Here is a 12,733-nt window from a genome sequence, read left to right on the forward strand (position 1 = left end):
CTTAAAGACCTTTTAAGCGTCTGGCACACGGGTGGGAAAGCGCAGCAACGAGCGGTAGAGACTGTCTTATTTGCAAAGGATGGTGTCGAATTTTACCCAAGCCAAATCAAGATACTCACCCTACTCGCCAACGCACCCTCGATTTACAATAGCGATAACAACTATTTGCATGACTTAGCAAAACAATTTGCTGAGAAGATGAAAAACCCTCGATTAAGCTTATCCGAGCGATTACGAGGATTGAAACTACTGGGCACTATTTGGCACGTTCCTCCTCCAGACATTACAGCAATAGTATCCAAACTTAATGATCAAGATCCCGAAGCTTGCCAAGCCGCATTATATTGTTTAACAGACATAGTCTCTGCTTTAGAGGAAAAAACGCTAGCCGCTGTTGTTGAACCGGTTAGTAATAAACTTAATGACGAGTACGAGAATGTGCGCGAAGAGGCATTACATTGCTTAGCAGCCATGATCCCCGCCTTAGAGAAAAAAATCCTAGCAACGTTTGTTGAGCCTGTGAAAAACAAACTCAATGATCAAGATCCTGATGTTCGCCAAGCCGCATTAGATTGCTTAGCAGCAATGGCTCCAGCGCTAGAGAAAGAAACACTAGCAACGCTTATTGAATTGTTTAAAAAATTTCTCAATCATAAAGATCCATCTTTTTGCCAAGGGGCATTAGATTGCATCGCAGCAATGGCGCCAGGACTAAAGAAAGAAACGCTAGCAACCCTTGTTAAACCTGTTACAAACAAACTCAATGCTCAAGAGTGGCAAGTTCGCAAAGCAGCATTAATTTGTTTAGCCGCTATAGCACCGATTCTCGATAAAGAGGCTCTAATAAACCCTGTTGAATTTTTTAAAAATAATCTTAATCATGAAGATCCAGATATTTGCCGGGCCGCATTAAATTGCTTAGCAGCAATGGCGCCAGCACTAGAGAAAAAAATATTAGCAACGCTTTTTGAATTTTTTAAAAATAATCTCAATCACCAAGATTCGCAAGTTCGCGAAGCTGCATTAAATTCTTTAGCAGCAATAGCGCCTGCTTCAGACAAAAAAACACTAGTAACGCTTATTGGACCTGTTAGAAATAAACTCGAAGACGAAGATGAGGATGTCAGCCAAGCAGCATTAAAATGCTTAGCAACAATAGCATCTATTCTAGATGAAGAAACACTAACAGCGCTTATTGAAAGTATTAGAAATAGACTCGGTGACAAAGACCCTGATGTGTGCGAAGCAGGATTACATTGCCTAGCATGCATGACAACTGCTTTAGAGAAAGAAACTTTAATAACTCTTGTTGAGCCTGTTAAAAATAATCTGAATAGCCAAGATCGAGATCTTTACCAAGCCGCATTACATTGCTTAAGCACCATGGCACCTACTTTAGAGAGAGAAACGTTAGTAATACTTGTTGAATCTATTACAAAGAAACTCAATGACCCAGATTTGTATGTTCGCCGAGCAACATGTCATTTTCTTTTCTTTTTATTAGCCAACCTTGATAACAATCTAAAAATAGAAATCGATAGTACTTCACTGAATACCAGTGAGGCATTACTTATTCATGCTGTCTCTGGCTGGATTAGCCAAATTCATCAAGTTTTAACTCAAGCAGAGGTGGCAATGCAACCAGAACAAGAGAATCTCCAAATGAATAGGTTTTGAGATTTAAACCATTTCCCTGCCCTCTGCCTCAAGCAGGAGAGGGGATTTGACTGATTTAATTACTATGAAAGGTACCACTTCATGACAAAGACGCTGACTGACTTTTTTTCGCCATTACCCCAAGAAGTTTTAGTACGCATTTATTCCAATCTAGGCCTTAAAGACCTTTTAAGCGTCTGGCACACGGGTGGGAAAGCGCAGCAAAGGGCGGTAGAGACTGTCTTATTTGCAAAGGATGGTGTCGAATTTTATTCAAGTCAAATCAAGATATTAACCATACTCGCCAACGCGCGCTCGATTTGCAATGGCGATGACAACTATTTGCATGACTTAGCAAAACAATTTGCTGAGAAGATGAAAAACCCTCAATTAAACTTATCCGATCGATTGCGAGGGTTAAAACTCCTTGGCATGATTCGGCACGTTTCGTTAGATATTACAGAGATAGTATCCAAACTTCATGATCAAGATCCGAAGGCTTGCCAAGCAGCATTAAATTGTCTAATAGAGCTAGTCCCTGCTTTAGAGAAAGAAACGCTAGTTACGCTTGTTGAACCCATTACCAATAAACTCCGTAACCCAAATTGGAAAGTGTCCCAAGCCGGATTGGATTATCTAATCACCGTGGCCCCCGTTTTAAAAAAAGAAACGCTAAGAACACTTGCTGAACCGGTTATAAGCAAACTCCATGACTCAAATCCGATTGTTTGCCAAGCCGCATTATATTGCTTAGAGGCCATAGCGACTGCCTTACAAAAAGAAACCCTGGCCTCATTGGTTAAATTAATTACAAATAAACTCAATGACCAGGATTGGTTGAAAATACGTAATGCAGCATTCGATTGCTTAAAAACACTAGAATCTGCTTTAGAAAAAGAAGCTCCGGCCGTGCAGATTGAACCAATTACCAATAAACTCAATGACCAGAGTTTTCATATCCGCAGAAAAACATTTGTTGAATTTATTACCAACAACCTTAATAACCAAGATCCAATTATTTGGCAAGCAGCATTATATCGCTTGTCCGCTATAGTCCCCCTTTTAGATAAAAAAACGCTAACAACGATTGTTGAGTCTGTTATCAATAAACTCAAAGACCAAGATTCAGATGTTTGCCATGCATTAAATTGCTTAAGCACTATAGCGCCTGCTTTAGAAAAAGCGACGCGAGTAACGCTTGCTGAGTTTGTTACAAACAAACTCAATGACTCAAATCCAGTGGTTTGCCAAACCGCATTAACTTGCTTAGCCACTATGACACCCGCTTTAGAGAAAGAGACGCTAGTAACGCTTGTTGAACCTGTTATCAACAAACTCAACGACTCAAATCCACTGACTTGTCAAACAGCATTAACTTGCATCACCACTATGACACCCACTTTAGAGAAAGGGACACTAGTGGCGCTTGTTGAACCTGTTATCAACAAACTCAATGACCCAATTGAGTATGTTCGCAATGCAGCATTCACTTGTTTAGTTACTATGGCGCCTGCTTCAGAGAAAGAAAAGCTCGCTTCTATTGTTGAGGCTGTTAAAAATAAACTCGATAACCAAAATGAAAATGTTTGCTATACGGCATTAAATTGCTTAGCCGCCATGACCCCTACTTTAGAAAAAGAAACGCTAGCGACGCTTGTTGAGCCTGTTGCAAACAAACTCAATGACCAACATGATCATCTTTGCTATGCAGCATTAATGTGTTTAACCGCTATGGCCCCTGCTTTAGAGAAAGAAAATCTAACAACGCTTGTTGAACCTGTTACCAACAAACTCAATGACCTAAATTCAGATGTTCGTCAAACCGCATTAACTTGTTTAGCCGCTATGGCCCCTGCTTTAGGGAAAGAAAATCTAACAGCGCTTGTTGAACCTGTTACCATCAAACTCAATGACCTAAATTCAGATGTTCGCCAAACCGCATTAACTTGTTTAGCCACGATGACATCTGTTTTAGAGCAGAAAACGCTGGCAACACTTATTGCCCCTATTACCAACAAACTCAATGACGAAGATCAGGGTGTTCGCCAAGCAGCATGTCATTTTCTTGTCTTTTTATTCGCTAATCCTGAGAACGATCTAAAAATAGAAATCGCTGGTGCCTCACTGAATACCAGTGAGGCATTACTTATTCATGCTGTTTCTGGCTGGATTAACCAAATTCATCAAGTTTCAATTGAAGCAGAGGTGGCAACGCAACCAAAAGAGGATCCTCAAATGAATAAGCTTTGAGATTTTAGCCCTCTCTCGCTTGCAGTAGAGGGGATTTTTAATCCAAACCTATACAAGATTTGATTTAACTGACTTAAAAGGTACCGTTCATGACAAACAAATTGGCTGATTTTTTTTCACCATTACCTCAAGAAGCTTTAGTACACATTTATTCCTATCTAGGACTTAAAGACCTTTTAAGCGCCTGGCACACGGGTAGAAAAGCGCAACAAAGGGCAGTAGAGACTGTCTTATTTGCAAAGGATGGTGTCGAATTTTATTCAAGTCAAATCAAGATATTAACCATACTCGCCAACGCGCGCTCGATTTGCAACGGCGATGACAACTATTTGCATGTCTTAGCAAAACAATTTGCTGAGAAGATGAAAAACTCTAAATTAAGCTTATCCGAGCGATTGCGAGGATTGAAGCTGCTTGGCACCATTTGGCAGGTCCCTCTAGACATTACAAGGGTAGTATCCAAACTTAGTGCGCAAGATCCGGAAGTTTGCCAAGCAACATTCAACTGCCTAACAGCCATGGTACCTGCTTTAGACAAAAAAACGCTAGCAACGCTTGTGGAACTTGTTAATAACAAACTCAAGGATCAAAATTCAGATGTTTGCCGAGCAGCATTAGGTTGTTTAACTGCTATGGCAACTTCTTTAGAGAAAGGGGCACTGTCAACGCTTGTTGACCCCATTACAAATAAACTCAATGACCATGATTCAGGTGTGCGTTATGCATCACTAATTTGTTTAGCTACTATGGCGCCTGTTTTAGATAAAAAAACCCTGAGCATACTTATTGAACCTGTTATAAACAAACTCAATGACAAAGATAGGGATGTTTGCAAAGCGGTAGGAACTTGTTTAGCCGCTATGGCACCTGTTTTAGGGAAAAAAACATTAGCAACGCTTATTAAATTGGTTACCAACAAACTCAGTGATCAAAAATGGTATATTCGCGAAGCAGCACACGATTGTTTAGCAGCCATGATACCTACTTTAGCAAAAGAAATCCGAGCCACTTTGATTGAACCTGTTACCAACAAACTCTATGGCGAAGACTGGACAGATCGCAAAGCAGCATTAAATTGTTTAGCCGTTATGGCGCCCGCTTTAGAGAAAGAAAAGCTAACAACGCTTATTGAATCGGTTACCAACAAACTCTATGACCACCATTCAGAAGTTCGCAAAGCGGCATTAAATTGCATAACCACTATGATACCTGTTTTAGAGAAAAAAACGCTAGCAACACTTGTTGAGCCAGTGAAAGACAAACTCAGTAACGAAGATTGGGGAGTTAGCAAAGCGGCATTAAATTGCTTGGCAGCAATAGTCCCTACTTTAGAGAAAGAAACGCTAACAACGCTTGCTGAATCTGTTAAAAATAATCTCAATTACCAAGGTTGGCAAATTCGCGCAGCAGCATTTAAGGGTTTAGTAGCAATAGCGCCGGCTTTAGAAAAAGAAACACTGATATCTCTTGTTGAGTCTGTTAAAAATACTCTGAATCACTTAAGTCCATCTTTTTGCGAAAGTGCATTAAATTGCTTAACCGAGATAATACCTGTTTTAGAGAAAGAAACACTGGCAACGCTTCTTGATCCTGTTAAAAACAAACTCAATGACCAAAATCGAGATGTTAGCCAAGCAGCATTAAATTGCTTGGCAAGAATAGTACCAATTCTCGATAAAGAAACAATAGAAACTCTTGTTGAGCACATTAGCAATAAACTCAAAGACGAAGATAGGGATGTTTGCGAAGCGGCATTAACTTGTTTAGCCAAGATGCTACCTGTTTTAGCGAAAGAAATGTTAGTAACTCTTGTTGAACCTGTTATAAACAAAATTAATGACCAAGATTTTTTTGTTCGCGATCAAGCATTAATTTGTTTAGCAGCTATAATGGCTGCGTTAGATAACGAAACACTATTAATATTTTTTGAACCTATTAAAAATCTATTAAATAGCCAAGAGCAAGATGTTCGTCATGCAGTATGTCATTCTCTCATTTTTTTATTAGCTAATCCTGATAACGTACTAAAAATAGAAATCGATGGTGCCTCACTGAATACCAGTGAGGCATTACTTATTCATGCTGTTTCTGACTGGATTAACCAAGTTCATCAAGTTTCAACAGAGGTGGCATCGCAACCAAAAGAGGCTCCTCAGATGAATAGGCTTTGAGATTTAAGCCCTCTCCCGCAAGCGGAGAGGGGATTTTGATTTAACTGATACGAAAGGCACCGTTTCATGACAAACACACTGACTGATTTTTTTTCGCCATTACCCCCAGAGGTTTTGGTACGCATCTATTTCCATCTAGGCCTTAAAGACCTTTTAAGTGCTTGGCACACGGGTGGAAAAGCGCAGCAACGAGCGGTAGAGACTGTTTTATTTGCAAAAAATGAGTTCGAATTTTACTCAAGCCAAATCAAGATACTCACTCTTCTCGCCAACGCGCGCTCGATTTGCAATGGCGATGAGAACTATTTGCATACCTTAGCAAAAAAATTTGCTGAGAAGATGAAAAACCCTCAATTAAACTTATCCGAGCGATTACGAGGATTGAAACTGCTTGGCAACATTTGGCACGTTTCGTTAGAAATTACGCAGATAGTATCCAAGCTGAATGATCAAGATCCGAAGGATTGCCAAGCAGCATTAAATTGTCTAACAAACTTGATCCCTGCTTTAGAGAAAGAAACGCTAGCAACGATTGTTGAACCGGTTATCAACAAACTCAATAGCAAACCTTTTTTTGTTCACCAAGCAGCATTAACTTGTTTAGCCGCTATGGCACCTGCTTTAGAGAAAAAAACGCGAGCAACGCTTGCTGGATTTGTTGCAAACAAACTGAATGATCAAGATTGGTATATTCGCTATGGGGCATTAAGGTGCTTAGCCACTATAGCCTCTGTCTTAGAGAAAAAAACCTTAACAACATTTACTGGACCTGTGATCAATAAACTCAATGACTCCAATTCACATGTTCGCGAAGCAGCACTCGATTGTTTAACAGCCATGATCCCTATTTTAGCGAAAGAAATCCGAGCCACTTTTATTGAACCTGTTAGCAACAAACTCAGTGACCAAGAGTGGGGAGTTCGCAAAGCGGCATTAAATTGTTTAGCGTTTATAGCATCCGCTTTAGAGAAAGAAACGCTAATAACGCTTGTTGAATCGGTTACCAACAAACTCAATGACCCCCATTCAGACGTTCGCCAAGCTGTATTAAATTGCATAACCACTATGATCCCTGCTTTAGAGAAAAAAACGCTAACAACACTTGTTGAGCTAATAAAAAACAAACTCAATAACAAAGATTGGGGAGTTAGCAAAGCGGCATTAAATTGCGTAGCCGCTATAGCACCTATTTTAGAGAAAGAAACGCTAAAAATGCTTGTTAAATCGGTTATCAATAAACTCAATGACCCAAATTGGTATGTTCGCGAAGCAACACTCGATTGTTTAACAGCCATGATCCCTACTTTAACGAAAGAAATCCGAGCCACTTTTATTGAACCTGTTATAAACCAACTCAATAACGAAGACTGGGGAGTTCGCAAAGCGGCATTAAATTGTTTAGCCGTTATGGCACCTGCTTTTGAAAAAGAACTGCTAACAACGCTTATTGAATCGGTTACAAATAAACTCAATGACCAAAAGGGAGATATTCGCAAAGCAGCACGAACTTGTTTAGCCGCTATGGCACCTATTTTAGAGAAAGAAACGCTAGTAACCTTGGTTGAATGGGGTAAAAATAATCTCAATAACCTAGATTGGAAAGTTCGCGAAGCAGCATTAAGGAGCTTAGCAGCAACAGCACCTACTTTAGAGAAAGAAACGCTAGCAACGTTTGTTGAATCAGTTACAAACAAACTCAATGACCCAAATTGGGATGTTCGAGAAGCAGCATTCGATTGTTTAGCAGCCATGATACCTACTTTAGCGAAAGAAATGCTGAGAACGCTTGTTGAACCGATTACCAATAAACTGGACGACCAAAATGGGAATATGCGCAAAGCAGCATTAACTTGCTTAGCAGCCATGGCACCCGCTTTAATGAAAGAAAGGCTAGCAATGCTTGTTGAATCTTTTAAAAATAGTCTCAACCAAGATTGGCAAGTTAGCGAAGCAACACTAACTTGTTTAGCTGCTATGGCACCTATTTTAGAGAAAGAAAATCTAACAACGCTTGTTGAACCTGTTACCAACAAACTCAATGACAAAAAGCAGGATGTTCGCCGAGCAGCATGTCATTTCCTTGTCTTTTTATTAGCTAATCCTGATAACGAGCTAAAAATAGAAATCGATAGTGTTTCACTGAATACCAGTGAGGCATTACTTACTCATGCTGTTTCTGGCTGGATTAACCAAATTCATCAAATTTCAATTCAGGCAGAGGTGGCAATGCAACCAGAACAAGAGAATCTCCAAATGAATAGGTTTTGAGATTTAAACCCTCTCCCGCAACCGCGAGAGGGGATTTTGATTGATTTAACTGATACGAAAGGTACCGTTTCATGACAAACACGCTGACTGATTTTTTTTCGCCATTACCCCCTGAGGTTTTGGTACGCATCTATTTCCATCTAGGCCTTAAAGACCTTTTAAGTGCTTGGCACACGGGTGGAAAAGCGCAGCAAAGAGCAGTAGAGACTGTTTTATTTGCAAAAAATGAGTTCGAATTTTACTCAAGCCAAATCAAGATACTCACTCTACTCGCCAACGCGCGCTCGATTTGCAATGGCGATGACAACTATTTGCATACCTTAGCAAAAAAATTTGCTGAGAAGATGAAAAACCCTCAATTAAACTTATCCGAGCGATTACGAGGATTGAAACTGCTTGGCACTATTTGGCACGTTCCGTTGGATGTTACTCTGCTAATATCCAAACTGGATAATCAAGATGAGAGTGTTTGCCAAGCAGCATTAAATTGTCTAACAACCATGGTACCTGCTTTAGACAAAAAAACGCTAGCAACGCTTGTTAAACCTGTTACCAACAAACTCAATGACCAAAATTTAGATGTTTGCCGAGCAGCATTACATTGCTTAGCCGCCATGATACCTGTTTTAGAGGCAGAAACGCTAGCAACGCTTGTTGAACCGGTTATCAACAAACTCAATAGCAAAGCTTTTTTTGTTCACCAAGCAGCATTAACTTGTTTAGCCGTTATGGCACCTGCTTTAGAGAAAAAAACGCGAACAACGCTTGCTGAGTTTGTTGCAAACAAACTGAATGATCAAGATTGGTATATTCGCTATGCGGCATTAAGATGCTTAGCCACTATAGCCTCTGTCTTAGCGCAAAAAACCTTAACAGCACTTGCTGAACCTGTGATCAATAAACTCAATGACTCCAATTCACATGTTTGCCGAACCGCATTAGATTGCTTAGCAGCAATGATACCCGCTTTAGAGAAAAAAACGCGAGCTCCCCTCGTTGAACTTATCACCAACAAACTCAATGACCAGGATTGGCAAGTTCGCAAATCAGCATTAACTTGTTTAGCCACTATGGCATCTGCTTTAGAGAAAGAAATGCTAACCACCTTTGTTGAATCTATTAAAAATAATCTCAATAATCAAAATTCGAAAGTTCGCGAAGAAGCATTAAAGGGCTTAGCAACAATAGCACCGGCTTTAGAGAAAGAAACGCTAATATCTCTTGTTGAGCCTGTTAAAAACAATCTGCATGACCAAAATCCATATTTTTGCGAAATAGCATTAAATTGTTTAGCCGCGATAGTACCTACTTTAGAGAAAGAAGCACTGACGACTCTCGTTGAACCTGTTAAAAACAAACTCAATGACCATTGCCAAGAAGCATTATATTGCTTAGCAGCAATAGCACCAACTCTAGATAAAGAAACGCTAACAACTCTTGTTGAACTTGTTAGAAGTAAACTCAATGATCATTGCCAAGCATCATTACATTGCTTAACAGTAATGGCACCTGCTTTGGAGAAAGAAACGCTAATAACTCTTGTGGAGCCTGTTAAAGACAAACTCAATGACCATTGCCAAGCAGCATTACATTGCTTAACAGTAATGGCACCTGCTTTGGAGAAAGAAACGCTAATAACTCTTGTGGAGCCTGTTAAAGACAAACTCAATGACCCAAAGCAGAATGTTCGCCAAGCAGCATGTCATTTTCTTGCCTTTTTATTAGCTAATCCTGATAACGAACTAAAAATAGAAATCGATAATGCCTCACTGAATACCAGTGAGGCATTACTTATTCATGCTATTTCTAACTGGATTAACCAAATTCACTACGTTTCAAGTCAAGCAGAGGTGGCAATGCAACCAGAACATGAGGATCCCCCAATGAATAGGCTTTGAAAAGTAGCCCTCTCGCAAGGAGCTGTCTCTTGATCTTGCTTACGGCCAGTGGCTTGTCCGCCTAGTCTAAGCCTTTTAGCGCAGTCACCTGGTTCCTGAAGACAAGCCGCGGACCTCGAGAGCTGAGCTGGACTGGGTTTTCACAGGATGTGTAGAAGATTCGGCACAAAGAAGGAGAGAGAAGATTTTGAACCCAAACCTATACCAACATTTGATTTAACTGATTTAAAAGGTATCGTTCCATGACAAACACACTGACCAATTTTTTTTCGCCATTACCTCAAGAGGTTTTGGTACACATCTATTCCCATCTAAGTCTTAAAGACCTTTTAAGCGCCTGGCACACGGGTGGGAAAGCGCAGCAACGAGCGGTAGAGACTGTTTTATTTGCAAAAAATGAGTTCGAATTTTATTCAAGCCAAACCAAAATACTCACCCTACTCGCCAACGCGCGCTCAATTTGCAATGGGGATAACAACTATTTGCATGCCTTAGCAAAAAAATTCTCTGAAAAGATGAAAAACCCTCAATTAAGCTTATCCGATCGATTACGAGGATTGAAACTGCTTGGCAACATTTGGCATGTTCCATTAGATGTTACACTGATAGTATCCAAACTTAGTGCTCAGGATCCGGGAGTTTGCCAAGCCGCATTCAATTGTCTAACAGCCATGGTCCCAGTTATGGAAAAAGAAACACTAAGAACATTGGTTGGACCTGTTAGAAATAAACTCAATCACTCAAACCCCTTGGTTTGCCAAGCCGCATTATATTGCTTGGCCGCCATAGTCCCTGCTTTAGAAAAACCTATCCTCACAACCCTTGCTGAATCCGTTAAAAATAGATTAAATGCCCCAAATGAATATGTTCCAGAAGCAGCGTTAAACTGCTTAAGCGCAATGATACCGTTTTTAGAAAAAGGAGCATTGGCAACACTTATTGACCCTGTGGTCAACAAAATCATCGACAAAGATCCTGAGGTGCGCTTAGCGGCATTAAATTGCTTAGCCTTTATAACGACTCATTTGGAGAAAGAAACACGAACAGCGCTAGTGGAATTTATTAAAAATAAACTCAATGATGAAAATGCGGATATTTGCCGAGTAGCATTAAATTGCTTATCCGCTATAGCCCTTATTTTAGATAAAAAAACGCTAGCAACGCTTGTGGAACCTGTTAAAAATAAACTCAATGACCAAAATGAATATGTCCGCTACGCAGCACTAACTAGTTTAGGCGCTATGGCACCCGCTTTAGAGAAAGAAACACTGGCGACACTCGTTGAATGTGTTAAAAATACCCTTAATGATCGAGGTTCGGATATGCAAATCGCATTAGATTGGCTAACCGCAGTGATACCTAATTTAGAGAAGAAAGCTCTCGCCTCACTTATTGAACCTGTTATCAACAAACTTAATGACGAAGATTTGTTTATTCATCTTGCAGCACTGAAGTGTTTAGTAACTATGGCCCCTGCTATCGATAAAGAAACGCTAACAACGCTTGTTGAATGGGTTAGAAATGGCCTAAATGACGAAGAGGAAGAGATACGCGAAACAGCATTACATTTGTTAGGCGACATAGCACCTGCTTTAGAGAAAGAAACGCTAATCGCCCTTGTGGAACTTGTTAAAATTAATCTGAATGACCCCAATCCTGATGTTTGCCGAGCAGCATTAATTTGCTTGGACACCATGGCACCTGCTTTAGAGAAAGAAAAATTAGCAACACTCGTTGAGCCTATTAGAAACAAACTGGGTGACGAAGATGGGGATGTTCGCAAATCAGCATTAAGTTGCTTAGCCACCATGGCCTCCGCTGTAGGGAAAGAAATGCGAGTAATTCTTATTGAATCTGTTATAAATAAATTCAATACCGAAGAGGAGGATGTTTACCAAACAGCATTAGATTGCTTAGCGACAATAGTCACTTCTTTAGAGAGGGAAAATATAGCAACTCTTGTTAAACCTGTGACAGACAAACTAGACGATCCGTGCCCGGCTGTTCAACAAGCAGCATTGTATTGCTTAACCACAATGGCCCCAGCTTTAGACAAAGAAATTCTTATAACGCTTGTAAAACCTATTGTTGGCAAACTCAATAGAGAAGAATGGCATGTCCGTCAAGCAGCCTGTCGTATTCTTTTCTTTTTATTAGCTCATTTTGAGAATGATCTAAAACTAAAAATAGATAACGCTTCGTTGAATACAAGCCAAGCATTGTTTATCCATGCTGTTGCTGATTGGATTAACCGCATTAACGACGGCTCAATTCAAGTAAATGAAGTAGAAAAAGAAAAAACAGAAACAATGATAAGTGAACCTCCGCCAAAAAAAATCAAACTCTCGGAGACAGCAGTGTATCCGTTTGTAAAGGAATGGCAACTACCTAATAACACCCGTGAAAAGAATGTGAAAGAAGAATTAGGCCCCTACTCTTTACCCAATGGATAAGAACCGAAGGTAATTGAAAACATCCAAATTTCTTATT

At 40.0% G+C, this 12,733-nt stretch carries 6 protein-coding genes; all 6 read left to right on the forward strand.

From position 1 onward, the window contains the following. Window positions 1–1,677: HEAT repeat domain-containing protein (locus tag B5D33_RS14290; protein ID WP_078767478.1), on the forward strand; the 1,677-nt coding region annotated here is incomplete at its 5' end. A gap of 81 nt (window positions 1,678–1,758) precedes the next feature. Next, on the forward strand, window positions 1,759–3,906 hold the full coding sequence (locus B5D33_RS14295) for a HEAT repeat domain-containing protein (RefSeq protein ID WP_078767479.1): 2,148 nt from the start codon (window positions 1,759–1,761) through the stop codon (window positions 3,904–3,906). Between the two features lie 89 nt (window positions 3,907–3,995). Beyond that, entirely contained in the window at window positions 3,996–6,077 is a 2,082-nt protein-coding gene (locus B5D33_RS14300) for a hypothetical protein (RefSeq protein ID WP_078767480.1), read from the forward strand. Between the two features lie 66 nt (window positions 6,078–6,143). Further along, window positions 6,144–8,345: a hypothetical protein gene (locus tag B5D33_RS14305; RefSeq protein WP_058453450.1), complete on the forward strand. Its 2,202-nt coding sequence runs from the start codon at window positions 6,144–6,146 to the stop codon at window positions 8,343–8,345. A 71-nt stretch (window positions 8,346–8,416) separates the two neighbouring features. Next, a complete protein-coding gene (locus B5D33_RS14310) occupies window positions 8,417–10,243 on the forward strand; it encodes a HEAT repeat domain-containing protein (RefSeq protein WP_078767481.1) in 1,827 nt (608 codons plus the stop codon). Window positions 10,244–10,485: 242 nt separating this feature from the next. Continuing rightward, a complete protein-coding gene (locus B5D33_RS14315) occupies window positions 10,486–12,696 on the forward strand; it encodes a hypothetical protein (protein WP_058453448.1) in 2,211 nt (736 codons plus the stop codon). Window positions 12,697–12,733: the final 37 nt, after the last annotated feature.

Origin of the sequence: Legionella maceachernii, assembly GCF_900167045.1 — a bacterium.
Taxonomy (GTDB): Bacteria; Pseudomonadota; Gammaproteobacteria; order Legionellales; family Legionellaceae; genus Tatlockia; species Tatlockia maceachernii.